Source organism: Arthrobacter sp. CC3, assembly GCF_039907775.1.
Classification (GTDB): Bacteria; Actinomycetota; Actinomycetes; order Actinomycetales; family Micrococcaceae; genus Arthrobacter.
Genome location: NZ_JARCCY010000006.1, coordinates 204,841 through 220,534 on the forward strand (window position 1 = coordinate 204,841; position 15,694 = coordinate 220,534).

General features: G+C 66.5%; 15 protein-coding genes. 11 read left to right on the plus strand and 4 right to left on the minus strand.

Annotated elements, in window-relative coordinates; genetic code table 11:
- Window positions 1-27 precede the first annotated feature (27 nt).
- Entirely contained in the window at window positions 28-1,011 is a 984-nt protein-coding gene (locus tag PV761_RS05385) for a LysR family transcriptional regulator (protein ID WP_347894963.1), read from the plus strand.
- Between the two features lie 78 nt (window positions 1,012-1,089).
- On the opposite strand, the gene PV761_RS05390 is transcribed toward PV761_RS05385, so the two are convergent.
- Window positions 1,090-2,139: a nitronate monooxygenase gene (locus PV761_RS05390; protein WP_347894964.1), complete on the minus strand. Its 1,050-nt coding sequence runs from the start codon at window positions 2,137-2,139 to the stop codon at window positions 1,090-1,092.
- Window positions 2,140-2,280: 141 nt separating this feature from the next.
- On the opposite strand from PV761_RS05390, the gene PV761_RS05395 reads away from it, so the two are divergent.
- Entirely contained in the window at window positions 2,281-3,153 is an 873-nt protein-coding gene (locus PV761_RS05395) for a BadF/BadG/BcrA/BcrD ATPase family protein (protein WP_051628699.1), read from the plus strand.
- 78 nt (window positions 3,154-3,231) lie between these two features.
- Here PV761_RS05395 and PV761_RS05400 read toward each other — a convergent pair whose 3' ends face one another.
- Window positions 3,232-4,323: a pirin family protein gene (locus PV761_RS05400; protein ID WP_347894966.1), complete on the minus strand. Its 1,092-nt coding sequence runs from the start codon at window positions 4,321-4,323 to the stop codon at window positions 3,232-3,234.
- Window positions 4,324-4,677: 354 nt separating this feature from the next.
- On the opposite strand from PV761_RS05400, the gene rsgA reads away from it, so the two are divergent.
- From rsgA to PV761_RS05435, 7 genes are all read left to right on the plus strand, one after another.
- Window positions 4,678-5,838, plus strand: a complete 1,161-nt coding sequence (gene rsgA / locus PV761_RS05405) for a ribosome small subunit-dependent GTPase A (protein ID WP_347894968.1) — start codon at window positions 4,678-4,680, stop codon at window positions 5,836-5,838.
- A gap of 247 nt (window positions 5,839-6,085) precedes the next feature.
- Window positions 6,086-7,186, plus strand: a complete 1,101-nt coding sequence (locus PV761_RS05410; RefSeq protein WP_347894970.1) for an ATP-binding cassette domain-containing protein — start codon at window positions 6,086-6,088, stop codon at window positions 7,184-7,186.
- The gene (locus PV761_RS05415) at window positions 7,186-7,896 is read left to right on the plus strand and encodes an ABC transporter permease (protein ID WP_028269470.1); all 711 of its coding nucleotides are present in this window, start codon (window positions 7,186-7,188) and stop codon (window positions 7,894-7,896) included. Before PV761_RS05410 ends, PV761_RS05415 begins: the two co-directional genes overlap by 1 nt.
- Window positions 7,893-8,639 carry an ABC transporter permease gene (locus tag PV761_RS05420; RefSeq protein WP_028269469.1) on the plus strand — a complete coding sequence of 249 codons (747 nt, stop codon included), beginning with the start codon at window positions 7,893-7,895 and terminating at the stop codon, window positions 8,637-8,639. The genes PV761_RS05415 and PV761_RS05420 overlap by 4 nt, the downstream gene beginning before the upstream one ends.
- Window positions 8,636-9,592 carry an ABC transporter substrate-binding protein gene (locus tag PV761_RS05425; protein WP_347894973.1) on the plus strand — a complete coding sequence of 319 codons (957 nt, stop codon included), beginning with the start codon at window positions 8,636-8,638 and terminating at the stop codon, window positions 9,590-9,592. The genes PV761_RS05420 and PV761_RS05425 overlap by 4 nt, the downstream gene beginning before the upstream one ends.
- Before the next feature lie 154 nt (window positions 9,593-9,746).
- Window positions 9,747-10,967 carry a pyridoxal phosphate-dependent aminotransferase gene (locus PV761_RS05430; RefSeq protein WP_028269467.1) on the plus strand — a complete coding sequence of 407 codons (1,221 nt, stop codon included), beginning with the start codon at window positions 9,747-9,749 and terminating at the stop codon, window positions 10,965-10,967.
- A 100-nt stretch (window positions 10,968-11,067) separates the two neighbouring features.
- Window positions 11,068-11,922 carry a polyphosphate kinase 2 family protein gene (locus PV761_RS05435; protein WP_347894976.1) on the plus strand — a complete coding sequence of 285 codons (855 nt, stop codon included), beginning with the start codon at window positions 11,068-11,070 and terminating at the stop codon, window positions 11,920-11,922.
- Between the two features lie 8 nt (window positions 11,923-11,930).
- Here PV761_RS05435 and PV761_RS05440 read toward each other — a convergent pair whose 3' ends face one another.
- The gene (locus PV761_RS05440) at window positions 11,931-12,161 is read right to left on the minus strand and encodes an exodeoxyribonuclease VII small subunit (RefSeq protein ID WP_028269465.1); all 231 of its coding nucleotides are present in this window, start codon (window positions 12,159-12,161) and stop codon (window positions 11,931-11,933) included.
- Between the two features lie 54 nt (window positions 12,162-12,215).
- Window positions 12,216-13,502, minus strand: a complete 1,287-nt coding sequence (gene xseA, locus PV761_RS05445) for an exodeoxyribonuclease VII large subunit (RefSeq protein ID WP_347894978.1) — start codon at window positions 13,500-13,502, stop codon at window positions 12,216-12,218.
- A 186-nt stretch (window positions 13,503-13,688) separates the two neighbouring features.
- Here xseA and PV761_RS05450 point away from each other — a divergent pair, with 186 nt between their 5' ends.
- A complete protein-coding gene (locus tag PV761_RS05450; protein WP_347894980.1) occupies window positions 13,689-14,558 on the plus strand; it encodes a hypothetical protein in 870 nt (289 codons plus the stop codon).
- A 9-nt stretch (window positions 14,559-14,567) separates the two neighbouring features.
- The gene (locus PV761_RS05455; protein ID WP_028269462.1) at window positions 14,568-15,647 is read left to right on the plus strand and encodes a 4-hydroxy-3-methylbut-2-enyl diphosphate reductase; all 1,080 of its coding nucleotides are present in this window, start codon (window positions 14,568-14,570) and stop codon (window positions 15,645-15,647) included.
- The last annotated feature ends 47 nt before the right edge of the window (window positions 15,648-15,694 follow it).

The window sequence follows — 15,694 nt, forward strand, 5'->3', positions numbered from 1 at the left end:
AATCGGATCAGTTACCGGGAGGCCCGGATGGACATTGAGCACAAACAGCTGGCGCAACTGCTGCCGCTGCTCCCGGTCCTGTCCGAACTGGGGCGGACGCAGCACGTCACAGAAACAGCGGAACTGCTCGGGATACCGCAGTCCACCGTGAGCCGGGCGCTCTCCCGCGCCAGCGCAGTGGTGGGCACTGAACTGCTGATCCGCGACGGCAGGGGAGTCCGGCTGACCCCTGCGGCCAAGGCGCTGCTGCCCTATATCGACGCAGCACTCAACGAGTTCCGGACCGGGCTGGACCTGGTGCGGCACGAATCCGAGGTGGTGCGCGGCCGGATCGCGGTCGCGTTCCAGCACACCTTTGGCGAGGCTACGCTGCCGTTGCTGATCAATGCCTTCCACCAACGCCACCCGCAGACCGCCTTCGACTTCAGCCAGGGGGCACGTGACGGCTGCCTGGCCGAACTCTCGGCCGGGACCGCTGATCTTGCCTTGACAGCGCCCGTCGCCACGGCGGGCCGGGGCATCGGCTCAGCCGCGCTGTACCGGGAGCCGCTGCGGCTGGTGGTGCACCATGAACACCCCCTGGCCGGCCGGAAAAGCGCCCGGCTCGCGGACATCAGGCAGGACCCGTTTGTGGCGATGGGGCACGGCTACGGCATGCGCTCGCTGACGGACGCCTTGTTCCGCGAAGCCGGGTTCCGCCCGCGCATTGCCTTTGAAAGCCAGGACTCGCATACCGTCCGCGGGCTCGTGTCCGCGGGGCTGGGCGTCAGCATCCTGCCGCCCGGCGGGCTGGCCCCGGGCCGGACGGTGAGCCCGCACACCGGCAACCTCGGCTGGGTGGAGGTTCCACTGGAGTCCGGACTGGCGTTCCGGGAAATCGGGTTGGCGTGGCGCGAACGGCGAGGCGGCCAGGAAGCCGAGCCGGACCAGGTCAGGCTGTTCCGGGAACTGGTCCTGACCGAGGGCCCGGAGCTGCTGGCAGGACTCATCCGGGCGCGTTCGGAGGGCTGACCGGCGCGGGATGCAGGATGCGCGGGACGCCCAGCTGACTGCGGCAGGGAAGCATGTCGGCGTCCGGCGTCGGGACGATCAGGAACGCGAGGATCCCGCGAGCAGGCCGGCCATAATCTCGGGGACGGGCCGGGCTGCCGCCTGCCGCCATCCGGTTCCCGCCCAAAGGTTCAGCCGTTCCGGATCGCCTGCAGCTGCCGCCGCCGCGCGGATCGGAGCGGTGAGATGGTGAATGGCAGGGTACCCCTCCGGTGCGTCACCGTGGTCCCGGACGAAGGCGTTGACCAGGGCCCGTGCCTGCCTGCCGGTGAACGCACGGGTCATTTGTGTCTCGCTGAAATCGCGGCTTGCGAGGGCGTCCTTGTGGAGCTGCCGCGCGCCGCTTTCGTCGCTGCGGAGAAAGGCCGTGCCCAGTTGGGCCGCGGTTGCGCCTGCGGCAAGCACCGCGTCGAGGCCTGCTGAATCCATGATCCCTCCGGCGGCCACCAAGGGAACGCCGACGGCGTTGCGCACCGCGGTGAGCAGCTCAGCCGTGGTCGCGGGGCCGGGGGAGTCCGTCGTTCCTGCCCGGGCCAGGAAGGCCCCGCTGTGGCCACCCGCGCTTCCGTGCTGGACCGCCAGGATGTCCGCTCCCCGCTCCACGGCAAGCAGCGCTTCGGCCACGCTGGTGACGGTGGCAATCAGGGTGGACCCTGCACGCTTGAGCGCCTGGACCTCAGCCGGCTCCGGGAGGCCGAACGTGAAGCTGACAAACTCCACCGGATCCGCCAGCAAGGCGTCGATCTTGTCCTGCCATGCATCATCGTCGTCGAGCCGCAGCCCGGGGAGCGTGACTCCGTAGCGCCGGGCGTCCGGCTCGACGCTCCGCCGGTAGTCCTCAAGCTGCCGGCGGACGTCGGCGGGCGGATCGAGCTGGGACCGGTCGGGAACGAAGAGGTTCATGCCGAAACCCGCCCCGGCAGACCGGACCTCGCGCATGTCGGATTCCATGGCCGCCGCGGTCTTGTAGCCCGCGGCGAGGAAGCCCAGACCGCCCGCCAGATGCACGGACTCCACGAACCGGGGCGTGGAGGTGCCCCCGGCCATTGGCGCCGCAATGATTCGTGTACCGAAAATGGCGCTCGTCATGACCTGCTCCCTGTAGCGACTCAGTAGTCTGTTCACGTGACTAATTCTGACAACTTGCCAGCAACGGATTCTGTTCCTTCCACCGGCGGGCTCCACGCGGCCCCCGTTCAGGCAGCGCCCGGCCAACCAGGGCCAGGCGCCGTGATCGGCCTGGACATTGGCGGAACCAAGACGCGCGGCGTCCGTTTCGAAAACGGACAAGCCGTGGCCGATGAATCCGTGGGCAGCTCAAACGTGCAGAATGTCAGCCGCGATGAAGCGGCACGTCACCTGGCAGAGCTGTTCGCCAAGATCGGCGGCGGGGTGATTGCCCAGGTCTACGCCGGTGCCGGCGGAATCGACACGGATGAGGACGCGGCCGCGCTGGCGGCCCTGATCGCCCCCCATGTTCCCGGCGCGAAGATCACGGTGGTCCACGACTCCCGGCTGTTGCTGGCCGCCGGAGGGGCGAGCACCGGCGTCGCCGTCATTGCCGGCACCGGTTCCGCCGCCTGGGGCAGGAACGCCAGCGGCGAGGAAGCCAGGGCCGGCGGCTGGGGCTACCTGCTCGGGGACGAAGGCAGCGGCTACTGGCTGGGCCGGGAAGCGGTCCGGCACAGCCTCCGCCGCATGAACCAGGGCCTGGAACCCGACGAACTCACTACGGCACTCCTGCAGTCCTGCACCATCGATGACCCCAACAAACTGATTGCCCTTTTCCATTCGCCGGACACGGGCCGCCGCTACTGGGCACAGCGGGCCCGCCTCGTGGTCGAGGCTGCGGACGCCGGGCACGCGCCCAGCCAGGCGCTTGTTGAACAGGCAGGCAGGGACCTTGCCGGCCTGGCCGCGCAGGCCCTGCGGAAACTGGGCATCAAGGGACCGGTGATCCTGGGCAGCGGGCTCGGGATGAACGTGGCAAGGCTGCAGGAGTCCTTCAGGCGCAGCCTTGCTGCTGAAGGCGTGACCGATGTCCGGGTCCTGGAGAAGGACCCCGTGTTCGGAGTCCTGCAACTGGTGGCCGAACAGGGGTAGCCTTTCGGACCTCCCTCGGACCACGGACCTCCCTCGGACCTCGGGCCCTGCGCGAACCCGTTCCTGTCAGGATGCCTGTCAGGAACGCGTGCGCGGCCGGAGCCGGACGCCCGGTAACGGGGGAGCAGGAATGCGCCCGGCTTCGGCTCCCGCAGCAGGGCCGTGTCCCCGGACCAGCCCGAACCGGGAACCCCCGGACTCCTGGTCCGGGAGATCCGCCTGGTCCTCCCAGTCCTGGCGCGCCTGGGCCACTTCATCGTGGGTCCTGCCCACGAAGTTCCACCACATCAGCAGCTCCTCCTGGAACGGTTCCCCGCCCAGCAGGATGAAGCGCGTGCCGGGGGCCGCCGCGATTTCCAGGAAGCCGCGGCCGGTGCCGAGGTAGCCCAGCGGACCCGGCGGCACATCCTGCCCGTCGAGGGTGATGCCGCCGTCGAGCACCAGCACCGCGTGCTCGAACTCCGGGTCCAGCGGCAGGACGACGGATCCGGCGCAGGAGATGTCCGCACCGACGATCGGGGAATACATCGTGGCCGGCGCCTCCACTCCGGCGAAGGTTCCCACCATCACGGTTGCTCTGAAACCATCTCCGGTCACTTCCGGGAGGTCGCGGTGCTGCTCGAAGGCCGGGGCACGGTGGCGCTCGCCGTCCGGAAGGGCCACCCACAACTGAAGGCCCCGCTGCAGCGGCACTTCCGTGCCGGCGTCGGCCGTCCCAGTGTCGGCCGTCCCAGAGTCGTCCGTCCCTAGGTCGTTCGCCCCGGTGCGGGACGCCCGGTCCGGCAGCACAGCGAACTCGGAGTGGGAGACCCCGTGGCCCGCGGTCATGATGTTGAGCTCGCCCGGACGCACGATGACGTCGCTGCCCACGCTGTCACGGTGCCGGATGTTGCCTGCGAGCGGCCAGGTCACGGTCTGCAGGCCGGTGTGCGGGTGCGGCAGCACGGACATGGCCACCCGGTCCGGACCGAAACTGTCCAGGAAGCACCACGCGCCCACCGTGGGGAGGCCACGCTGCGGAAGGGTGCGGAGGACATTCATTGCCCGGACCCCGCCGAGCGGGACTTCCCGGGCCGGCCACAACTGCAGGCACGGCCCGGTTCCGGCGGAGCCTCCGGGCTGTCCTGCCGGGCACAGTTCTTCCTTGGGGCTTACTTCGAGGTTCGTCACAGGATCAACTCTAGGCTCAAGGGCGGAATACGGGCAGGGCCGGACTTCGGAGCCGGAACCCCTAGCCAATCCGTGGCCGGACGGCTTACCCTTGAAACGCCGCCGGCAAGAGCGTCCGGCGAAGCGGACGGACCGACGTCGAACTGGTTCGACAGTTGGCATGGCAGAAGCGGGGAGGTGGAGACGATGACTGCAATATTCCTGCGCGCCCGGCGCGCCAGCAAAGTCATTATTCCTGCCCCGGCCAAACGCACGTCCTGATTCGCACTGCCTGAATCAAGCACTGCCTTAATCAAGCAGCGCCTGAATCACGCACCCGTGTCCGTGCCTACGGGGCCTCAGCAGAGGTTTCCAGTGAAAACAACAGCAAATTCAACAACCACCAACTCAGCTCCACCGCTGGCCGGTCCCGTGGATTACGGTTTCACAGCCCGGACGGCAGCACTTTTTGACGCCCATCCCATGCCCGGCGGGGAGGAACCGGGGCGGGTGGTCCGCGTGGACCGGAACAGGGTGCTCATCGCCGCCGCGGCGGAGCTGTGGCATCTGCCCTACCCGGCCCGCGGCGAGGTGCCGGCCACCGGTGACTGGGTATGGCTCGGTGCCAACGCAGCAGGGGAGCCCGCCGTCATCGGTGTGCTGCCCCGCGAGTCGGCGCTCAGCCGCAAACGCGCCTTCGAGGCGTCTTCGGAAGCCCAGGTCCTCGGTGCCAACGTGGACGTCGTGGGAGTGGTGGTCCCCGTGGACCGGCCCCTTACCCACAACCGCTTGGAGCGGACGCTCGTGGCCGCGTGGGATTCGGGGGCCACTCCGCTGGTGATCATCACCAAAGCGGATCTTGCCGACATCGCGGACGACGTCGTCGGAAAAGTAATCCTGCAGGCAGCAGGCGTTGCCGTGGTCACCACCTCGGCGGAACAGGGCGACGGCCTCGACGAAGTGCTCGGACATGTGCCGGCGGGCGGAACGCTCGTCCTGCTGGGACCCTCGGGCGCCGGAAAGTCCACGCTGATCAATGCCCTTGCCGGGCACCATGTCCAGGACGTCGGGCCGGTACGGTCCGGCGACGGCAAAGGCAGGCACACCACCACGGCGCGCGAGCTCGTCCCGCTGCCGGGAGGAGCGGTGCTCATGGACACCCCGGGCGTGCGCGGCTTTGGGCTCTTTGACGCGGACGACGGAATGGACGAGATGTTCGGCGACCTTGAAGGGCTGTTCGGCCGCTGCCGCTTCGCCGACTGCGCCCATGACCGGGAACCGGGCTGCGCTGTCCAGGCCGCGCTCGCCGACGGAGCCCTCGAGATGCGCCGGTGGGAAAGCTACCTCAAGCTCCAGCGCGAGTTGGCGGCACTCAACCGCCGGCACGACGCGGCAGCCCGGCGGGCCTACCAGCGGGAGTGGCACCAGAAGGTGGTGGTGGCGGGCAAGAGCCAGCGGGCAGCCGAGCGGTACGGACAGGAAATGGCCCGCGAACGCACCGGCGGGGACGGAAAGGGGAAACGGAAGCGCCGTTGACGCACGGCGGTTGACCGGCGGGGGAGGGGCGGCGGCGGGGATTGAGCGCGGAATCACAGTCCGGTGCCGTCGCCGCCCATCCAAACGGCGTAGGTTACCGAATGCTTACGGTAGCCGCGGCACCGCTGACTTTGCCGGGGCCGCTGGTTACGCTGTCTATTAACTGCTTTACTGCCGAATATCAGTAACCTTATGATCTTTGGCCTGACCGTCCGATGTTGCCGCCAACAGTTAGGTAAGCCCGGAAATGGCTGAAGCCATGATCGAATTCCAGAGCGTCACCAAGCAGTACCAGAGCGGGCAGCCGGCCGTGGACAACCTCACCATGTCCATCGACAAGGGCTCCATCACGGTTTTTGTGGGTCCGTCGGGCTGCGGGAAGACCACTTCCCTGCGGATGATCAACCGCATGGTGGAGCCCACGTCGGGCACCATCACGGTGGACGGGAAGGATGTCACGTCAGTGCCTGCCGCGCAGCTGAGGCGGTCCATGGGGTATGTGATGCAGTCCTCCGGCCTGATGCCGCACCGCTCAGTGCTGGACAACATCGCCACGGTCCCGCGGCTCAACGGGGTCTCCAAATCTGAGTCGCGCAAGCGCGCCGAGGAACTGCTCGACGTCGTCGGGCTGGCTTCGGTGCTGGGAAAGCGGTACCCGTCGCAGCTGTCCGGCGGCCAGCAGCAGCGGGTCGGCGTGGCCCGGGCCCTCGCGGCAGACCCGCCCGTGCTGTTGATGGACGAACCGTTCAGCGCCGTGGATCCCGTGGTGCGCGACGAACTCCAGCAGGAGCTCCTCCGGCTGCAGCGGGACCTGGCCAAGACCATCGTTTTCGTCACGCACGACATTGACGAAGCCACCGTGCTTGGAGACAAGGTCGCTGTTTTCGCCACCGGCGGCAAACTGGCGCAGTACGCGACGCCGGAGGAGATCCTCCGCGCCCCTGCCAACGACTTCGTGGCCTCCTTCGTGGGTAAGGACCGGGGGTTCCGCCACCTGGCGTTCAGCCCGTCCGACGCCGTTATCCTCCATGAGGTTCCAATGGTCAGTCACAGCGCCCTGGAGTCCGGAACGGCCGCACTCGAAGGCAGTGATTGGGCGCTCGTGGTTGATGCGGATTCCCGGCCGATGGGCTGGACGAGTCCCGGGTCCGGTTCCGTGCTCATCCCCGGCGGCTCGCTGTTCCGGAAAGGGGAGACGCTCCGGCGGGCTCTTGACGCGGCGCTGTCGTCGCCGTCGGGCTTGGGCGTCGCCGTCGACGCGGACGGCAGGCTTGCCGGTGTCCTCCGCGCGGACGAAGTGCTTGCTGTCATCGAATCGGCACGGCTGGTCCGGCAGGGTGCCCTCTGATGGAATGGTTCCTGGCCAACAGCGGGAGGGTGTTCGAACTGGCAGGTCAGCACCTGGTGCTGGCCATCCTGCCCATGGTGTTCGGTTTGCTGCTCTCCATCCCGCTGGCACAGTTTGCCCGGCAAAACCGGACCCTGCGTTCCGTGGTGGTGACGGCGACGTCCCTGCTCTACACGGTCCCGTCCCTTGCCTTGTTCATCATCCTGCCCTCAATCCTGGGGACCAGGGTCCTGGACCCGCTGAACGTGATCGTCGCCCTGACCATCTACGCGGTGGCACTGCTGGTGCGGGCCGCACTCGACGCCTTCGACTCCGTGGATGAAGACCTCCGCCAGGCGGCCGTTGCGATGGGGTTCAAGCCCGCCGCGCGTTTCCTGCAAATTGACCTGCCGTTGTCCCTTCCGGTGCTTTTCGCCGGCCTGAGGGTTGTGTCCGTCAGCAACATCTCGCTGGTAAGCGTGGCCGCCCTCCTGGGCATTGGAAACCTCGGGATGCTGTTCACGTCCGGCCTCCAACGGGGCTTTATTACCGAGGTGCTGGTCGGGATCATTGCCATCCTGGTGCTGGCACTGGTGATGGATGCCTTTCTGGTGCTCCTGGAGCGACTCCTGACGCCGTGGACCAGGGCCGTGGCCAAAACGGACAAAGCAGGCCTCCCGTCGGCGGCCGAGCGGCTGTCGGATGTCCGGACCGGGGGTGCCTCCGCATGAGCAACGTCTTCACCGACACTTTTGCGTGGCTGGGCGATCCCCTGCACTGGTCCGGAAGCACCGGCATTCCCGTCCGGCTGGCCGAGCACCTCCAGTACACGGGTCTCGTGATGCTCATCGCCACGGCGATAGCCGTCCCCATCGGCCTCTATGTCGGCCATACCGGCCGCGGCCGGGTGGCGGTTGTCGCGCTGGCCGGGGCTCTCCGGGCACTGCCCACGCTCGGCCTGCTGACACTCTTCGTCCTCCTTGCCGGCATCGGACTGATGCCTCCCATCTGGGCCCTCGTGATTCTGACCGTGCCTCCGCTGCTCGCAGGCACGTATGCCGGGATTGCCAGCGTGGACCGGAACGTCGTGGATGCGGCCCGCGCCATGGGCATGACCGAACTGCAGGTGCTGTTCCGCGCCGAATTTCCCAATGCCCTGGCCGTGATGTTCGGCGGCTTCAGGACCGGCGTGCTCCAGGTCATCGCCACCGTTTCAGTGGTGGCGTACATCAACCTCGGCGGCCTGGGCCGGTACCTCTTCGACGGCCTGGTGCTCTCCGATTTTCCGCAGATGCTCGGCGGCTCGCTGCTGATAGCAGCACTGGCCATTGCCGTCGATCTGCTGCTCGCTGTTTTCCAGAGGCTCTTCCTGTCCCGGGGATCCTCTGACACGCCACGCCGGAGCCAGCAGGCACCGGCTGATCTCACAGACCCCGTGTCCGCGGAGCCTGTTGTTCAAGGAGGTAGATCATGAAGGAAACCCACCCTAGTATTCTGGGCCGCCGCGCGTTCGGCGGCCTGGCCGCCGGCGTCGGACTTGCCCTGGCGCTGTCCGCATGCGGCGGCGGATCCGATCCGCTGGGAAGCGCGCCCGCGACGGGCGGTTCGGGCTCTGGTTCCGCACTGGTGATCGGATCCGCGGACTTCCCGGAGAGCCAGATCATCGCGGAGGTGTATGCCGGCGCGTTGAACGCAGCCGGCGTCACCGCAAGCACCAAGCCCAACATCGGCTCGCGGGAGGTGTACTTCAAAGCGGTCCAGGACGGCTCCGTGGACATCATTCCCGATTACAGCGGCAACCTCCTGCTGCATGTGAACAAGGGCGCCACCGAGGTCTCGGCGGAAGACATCTTCAAGGCGCTTCCGGGCAAGCTGCCGGAGGGACTTGCGGTCCTGGAGCCGTCCAAGGCTGAGGACAAGGACGCCATGGTGGTGACCAAGGCGACGGCGGAAAAGTACCAGCTCAAGTCCATAGAGGACCTCGCCAAGGTCTGCAGCGAACTGGTCGTGGGAGCTCCGGCCACCTTTGCCGAGCGCGCCTACGGCCTGCCCGGGCTGAAGAAGAACTACAGCTGCGAACCCAAGAAGCTGGAACCGTTCAGCGACGGCGGCGGCCCCATCACCGTCAAGGCACTCCTGGAGGACCAGGTCCAGGTCGCGGACATCTACACCACCACGCCGGCCATTGCCGACAATGACCTGGTGGTCCTGGACGACCCGAAGAATAACTTCATCGCCCAGCAGGTACTGCCGCTGTACAACAAGGCCAAGATGACGGACAAGGCCAAGGAAGCGCTCAACTCGGTGTCCAAGATCCTCACCACGGAAGACCTGATCAACCTCAACCGTGCGGTCAGCGGCACCCAGAAGCAGAACCCGAAGGACGCAGCAGCGGCCTGGCTCAAGGACAAGGGCCTGGTCAAGTAACACCGGCCGGGTAACAGCAGTGAAGTAACGCAGGCTGAACAGCCCGGCCCGACGGCGGCTGCCGGACCTCACAAGGTCCGGCAGCCGCCGTCGTTGTTCCTTGTGTGAGTCAAGTCTCAGCTGAAGTACATCCTCCCTATGGCATATTTGATGGATGGCAGAATTCAAGCAGTCCACCAAGCTTCATAATGTCCTCTACGACATCCGTGGACCGATTCTTCAGGCCGCCCAGCAGATGGAGGCAGAGGGTCACCGCATCCTTAAACTGAACATCGGAAACCCGGCCCCGTTTGGGTTTGAAGCGCCGGACGCCATCCTGGTGGACATGATCCGCCACCTGCCGCACGCCCAGGGCTACAGCGACTCCCGCGGCATATTTTCCGCCCGGACCGCAGTGTCGCAGTACTACCAGACCCGCGGCATCCAGAACATCCACGTGGACGACATCTACCTCGGCAACGGTGTCAGCGAGCTCATCACCATGTCGCTCATGGCCCTCCTCGACGACGGCGACGAGGTTCTGATCCCCACACCGGACTACCCGCTGTGGACCGCCTCCGTGGCCCTGGCCAGCGGACGGCCGGTGCACTACCTCTGCGACGAGGAGTCCGGCTGGCAGCCGGACCTGGAGGACCTCGAATCCAAGATCACCCCCCGGACCAAGGGAATCGTGGTGATCAACCCGAACAACCCCACCGGCGCGGTGTACCCCGAGGAAACCCTCAAGAAGATCGTGGCCCTGGCTGAAAAGCACGGGCTGGTGCTTTTCGCGGATGAGATCTACGAGAAGATCCTGTACGAGGACGCCGTTCACGTAAACCTGGCAGGCCTTACCGGCGACGACGTTCTGTGCCTGACCTTCAGCGGCCTGTCCAAGGCATACCGTGTCTGCGGGTACCGGGCCGGCTGGATGGCGATTTCCGGGCCCAAGAAGGATGCCGCCGACTACCTTGAAGGCATCAGTCTGCTCGCCAACATGCGGTTGTGTGCCAACGTGCCTGCCCAGCATGCCATCCAGACTGCACTGGGCGGATACCAGAGCATCAACGATCTGATCCTGCCCGGCGGACGGCTGCTGGAACAGCGGAACAAAGCTTATGACATGCTCAACGCCATCCCCGGCGTCAGCACCCAGCAGGCCAGGGGCGCGCTGTACCTGTTCCCGAAACTGGATCCGGAGGTCTTCCACATCCGCGACGACGAAAAGTTCGTCCTGGACCTGCTCCGAGAGCAGAAGATCCTCGTTTCCCACGGACGTGCCTTCAACTGGGTACGGCCGGACCACTTCCGGATGGTCACGCTTCCGAACGTGAAGGACATCGAAGAGGCTGTCGGGCGCATGGGGGACTTCCTGAGCAGGTACCAGGGGAACTAGCCTGATGGCAGCAGCTGCCCGTGAAGAGCGGGCGGCTGCAGCCGGACGGGCGCAAGGATGCGGCCCTCCGGACTCGCGGCACATCGGCGGAAGGCTTCTCATGGCAAACATCGAAACGTTCGACGAACACCCGTCCGGGACCCTGGCGGCCGGTGACGGGTTCAGGCTGGCGGATGTGGACCCTGATTCCACGCCGGGATACCCGGGTGGCAAATCCGACGGCCGGGCACTCCTCGAGGAACTCGACGGAAAACTTGCGGCCCTCCAGGAGCAGCTGTTCGCCGAAGCCAAATTCGGCGGGACCAAGCGTGTCCTGCTGATCCTCCAGGCCATGGACACCGCGGGCAAGGGCGGCATCGTGGCCCATGTGGTGGGTGCCATGGACCCTCAAGGTGTGCAGCTCAAAGCGTTCAAGGCGCCCACGGACGAGGAAAAATCCTACGACTTCCTCTGGCGGATCGAGAAGGAAGTCCCGGCAGCCGGCATGGTGGGCGTCTTCGACCGCTCGCACTACGAGGACGTGCTCATCCACCGCGTCCACGGCTGGGCCCCGCCGGAGGAACTGGAGCGCCGCTATACGGCGATCAACGAGTTTGAAGCCCGGCTGGCCGCCTCCGGCACTCGAATCGTCAAGGTGATGCTGAACATCAGCCGCGACGAACAGAAAGCCCGCCTGCTCGCACGGCTGGATGATCCCTCAAAACACTGGAAATACAGCAGCAGCGACCTCAAGGAGCGCGCTTTCTGGGACGACTACATGGCCGCCTACCAGGCGGCATTCGACAAGACCCACACCGAGGTTGCCCCGTGGCACGTGGTGCCGGCGAACAAGAAGTGGTACGCCCGCATTGCCGTCCAGCAGCTGCTGCTCCAAGCGATGGAGGACCTCAACCTTAAGTGGCCCGCGGCTGAGTTCGACGTGGCTCTGGAACGCAGCCTGGTGGAAAGGTCCTGACGGGCCCCCTACGACTCGGGCCCGGCCTGGTTCCGGGCGGCGGCCAGCCGCTTGCGGGCCCCTTCCAGCCACTCCTCACAGCGCTTGGCCAGGGCCTCGCCCCGCTCCCACAGTGCGAGTGAGTCCTCCAGGCTGGCGCCGCCGGCTTCCAGCTTGCCCACGACGGCCACGAGCTGCTCGCGGGCTTCCTCGTAGCTGAGCGCTTCGATGTCGGCGTTCGGTTTCTGTTCTGCTGCCATGGTGGTGCTCCCTGCTGGTTGTCAGTGGATGAACGGGGCCGGTAGGCGACCGGGTCAGCCGTCGGATATCTGGTGGCCGCCCGTGGACCGGGCGGAAAAGCTGCCGCCGGCCACCCGTACGAAAAGGTCCGCGCCCTCCGGGGCCTGTGACGGATGCCGGACTACTGCCGGCGTCGCGTCCGTAGGCTGGTCTGTGCCGGCAACCTGTACCACGGCGTAGCCACGGTCCAGCGTCTGTTGCGGCGAGAGGGAGCGGACCTGGTTGCGGAGATGCACGATCTGGTCGGCTGCCCTCAGTACCGCCGTGCTGATTGCCGCGCGGGAGCGGCTGCTGAGCCGCGCCACATCCTCGGCGCGTGCGCTGACCATCGTCTCCGGTGCGGCCAGCACCGGCCGTGAATGCAGGGAAGCCAGCCGGTCGGATTCCCGTTCCACGAGCCGGTTAACCCCGCGCCGGAGCTGGTCCCGGGCCTGCCGGACCCTGGCGAGTTCTTCCACAACGTCAGGAACGATTCTCTTCGCGGCGTCCGTGGGCGTCGAGGCCCGCAGATCGGCGACGTCGTCGAGGATGGGGCGGTCTGCCTCGTGGCCGATCGCGCTGACCACCGGCGTGGACGCATTGGACACAGCCCTGATCAGGTCCTCGTTACTGAAGGGGAGGAGGTCCTCGAGTGCGCCGCCGCCACGGGCGATGACAATGACGTCGACGTGCGGGTCAGCATCGAGTTCCCGCAGCGCGGCCATGATCTGCGAAACGGCAGTGTTTCCCTGGACGGCAACTTCGCGGACCGCGAATTCGACGGCGGGCCAACGGAGTGCGGCGTTGCGCAGCACATCCTTCTTGGCGTCGGAATCGCGTCCGGTGATCAGCCCGATCCGGTGGGGGAGGATGGGCAGGCGCTTCTTCCGGGAATCCGCGAAAAGTCCTTCCAGGGAGAGCGCGTGGCGGAGCCGCTCGATCCGCGCCAGCAAGTCGCCGAGCCCCACCGGCCGGATGTCCTTCACGGACATGTTGAGGCGTCCGGTCTTGAGCCAGAACTCGGCCTTCAGAAGCGCCACCACCCTGGATCCGCGTTCCAGGGGAACCTCCTGGCGATCCAGCACGGTCGACCAGATGGAAGCGGGCAGGGAGATTTCGGCGTCGACATCCCGGAGCGTCATGAAGGCACTGCCGCCACGGCGGTTCAGCTCAATGACCTGGCCCTCGACCCATGCCGAGGGCGTCCGGTCGATATGGGCCTTGAGCTTCTGGGACAACAGCTGCAGCGGCCAGGGATTGTCCGGACTCGTTTCGGCAGCCGTGGCAGGAACCGTGGTGGCCGCGGGCAAGTTGTCAGGCATGGGCGGGCCGTGACGGGGAGGGAGCCTTGGGCATGGGAATCCTTTGCAGATGGCGGTGCATCAAAACGGAATGGCATCAAACCGAATCAACTCTATCCATAGCTCTACCACTGTCCGCCGACATTTTTGCTTCCCGGCCGGCGCCCCTAGGATGGCAGTACCGCCCAACCACAACCGAGGAATCCCTTGCGCACTTTTGTCTCCGCTGCCGCCGTCATCCTTGGACTGCTGCTGGCCGCCGTCTCCGTTCCTGCCATCTGGGTGGACCGGAACATTGTGCAGGAGGATGGCTTTGTCTCCGTCGCCGCCCCGCTGGGCAAGGACACCGTCTTCCAGCAGCGGCTGGCCTCAGCGGCTGTCGGGAGCATCGACCCGACCGGACAGATTCCTGAACCATTCGCCCAACTGGTGCAGCCGATCCTGGACTCCGCCGCCAAATCCCTGACGACGCTGCCCGGCTACCCTGCGGCCTGGGAAGAAACGCTGCGGAGGAGTCACCGGCTTAACTTCCCGGCCGCCGGGGACGGAACGGCGGCAGCTGACCCGTCCACGTCCCTCACCCTGGATGTGGCGCCCCTGGTTGGACTGCTGACCAAGCAGATTTCGGAGGCCACCAACATCCCGATTGAAGCGCCCGGCCAGACGCCCATCGACATCGGACAGCCGAGCCACCGGCAACTCGTTGACCAGGTTGCGGCCTATGCCCCCCTGGGGTACGCGTTGGCTGCCGGCTCGGCCATCGCCCTCCTGCTGGCCCTCATCGCCGCCCGCCGGCGCTGGATTGTGCTGGTAGGTACCGGTGCAGGGGCATTGGTGCTCGCCGCGGCGTGGAAGCTCGGATCTGATGCGGCCGGCCTGGCGGTAGGCGGGACGGCCAGCGGGAATGAGGTGGCGGACATCTTCAAGAGCGAATTCGTGGCCGCATCCTCCGAGCGGTTCGGACAGTGGATCCTGGCGGCTCTCATCGCCGGTGCCGTCCTCATTGTGGCCGGTGTCCTTTTCCGCGTCGTTGCCGGTGCCGCTGCCGGAGCCGGACGCGACCAGCATTCCCGGTAGCATTGAACAATGACCACCTCAGCAGTCTCCATCCCCATGCCGTCAATTCCACGCAGGCGCCGTTCGCCTGAGGACGTGCTGGCTGCGGCCCCGGTCTCAGGTCCCAAAAAAGTGCTGCTCGCGGCTCCCCGCGGCTACTGCGCCGGTGTTGACCGGGCAGTCATCGCCGTGGAGAAGGCACTGGAACACTATGGTCCGCCCGTTTATGTGCGGAAGCAGATCGTCCACAACGTCCACGTTGTGAGCTCGCTTGAGGAGAAGGGCGCCATCTTCGTCGACGAGACCGATGAGGTCCCCGAAGGCGCCCTGGTAATTTTTTCTGCCCACGGAGTTTCGCCGGCCGTCGTACAGTCCGCCGAGGACCGCGGCCTTCGCACCATTGACGCCACCTGCCCGCTCGTGACCAAGGTCCACCGCGAGGCGGTCCGTTTCGCCAAGGACGACTTTGACATCCTCCTCATCGGCCACGACGGTCACGAGGAAGTGGAAGGAACCGCCGGCGAGGCCCCCGACCACATCCAGATCATCAACGGACCGCACGAAGTGGACAAAGTTACCGTGCGGGATCCGGAAAAGGTCATCTGGCTGTCACAGACCACCCTGAGCGTGGACGAAACGATGGAAACCGTCCGGCTCCTCAAGGAACGCTTCCCGACTCTGCAGGATCCGCCCAGCGACGACATCTGCTACGCCACCACCAACAGGCAGGTGGCCATCAAGAAGATCTCCCCGCAGGCTGATCTGGTCATTGTGGTGGGCTCCGCCAACTCCTCCAACTCCGTCCGCCTCGTTGAGGTTGCACTGGAATACGGTGCCAAGGCGTCCTACCGCGTCGATTTCGCCAACGAAGTGGACGAGGCCTGGTTCGAAGGCGTCGCCACGGTGGGCGTCACCTCGGGCGCGTCCGTTCCGGAAGTGCTGGTCAAGGATGTGCTCCGACTCCTGGCGGACTACGGCTACGGTGCCGTGGAAGAAGTGGTTACGGCAGAGGAAGACCTGCTCTTCTCCCTGCCCAAGGAGCTGCGCGCCACCCTCAAGAAGTCGGGCGACGTGACCCGCGCACTGGGCGGACGGGGAGCGCGGAACTGACCCCTTCGCAGTCAGGAGCGTCCGGCCTCCGCGGAGGCCGGACGCTC

Bases quoted from the DNA above. Each gene is read 5' to 3' on its own strand.
- PV761_RS05385 (WP_347894963.1), top strand. From the start codon at position 28: ATGGACATTGAGCACAAACAGCTGGCGCAACTGCTGCCGCTGCTCCCG.
- PV761_RS05390 (WP_347894964.1), bottom strand. From the start codon at position 2,139: ATGACGAGCGCCATTTTCGGTACACGAATCATTGCGGCGCCAATGGCC.
- PV761_RS05410 (WP_347894970.1), top strand. From the start codon at position 6,086: ATGGCTGAAGCCATGATCGAATTCCAGAGCGTCACCAAGCAGTACCAG.
- PV761_RS05415 (WP_028269470.1), top strand. From the start codon at position 7,186: ATGGAATGGTTCCTGGCCAACAGCGGGAGGGTGTTCGAACTGGCAGGT.
- PV761_RS05420 (WP_028269469.1), top strand. From the start codon at position 7,893: ATGAGCAACGTCTTCACCGACACTTTTGCGTGGCTGGGCGATCCCCTG.
- PV761_RS05425 (WP_347894973.1), top strand. From the start codon at position 8,636: ATGAAGGAAACCCACCCTAGTATTCTGGGCCGCCGCGCGTTCGGCGGC.
- PV761_RS05430 (WP_028269467.1), top strand. From the start codon at position 9,747: ATGGCAGAATTCAAGCAGTCCACCAAGCTTCATAATGTCCTCTACGAC.
- PV761_RS05435 (WP_347894976.1), top strand. From the start codon at position 11,068: ATGGCAAACATCGAAACGTTCGACGAACACCCGTCCGGGACCCTGGCG.
- PV761_RS05440 (WP_028269465.1), bottom strand. From the start codon at position 12,161: ATGGCAGCAGAACAGAAACCGAACGCCGACATCGAAGCGCTCAGCTAC.
- xseA (WP_347894978.1), bottom strand. From the start codon at position 13,502: ATGCCTGACAACTTGCCCGCGGCCACCACGGTTCCTGCCACGGCTGCC.
- PV761_RS05455 (WP_028269462.1), top strand. From the start codon at position 14,568: ATGACCACCTCAGCAGTCTCCATCCCCATGCCGTCAATTCCACGCAGG.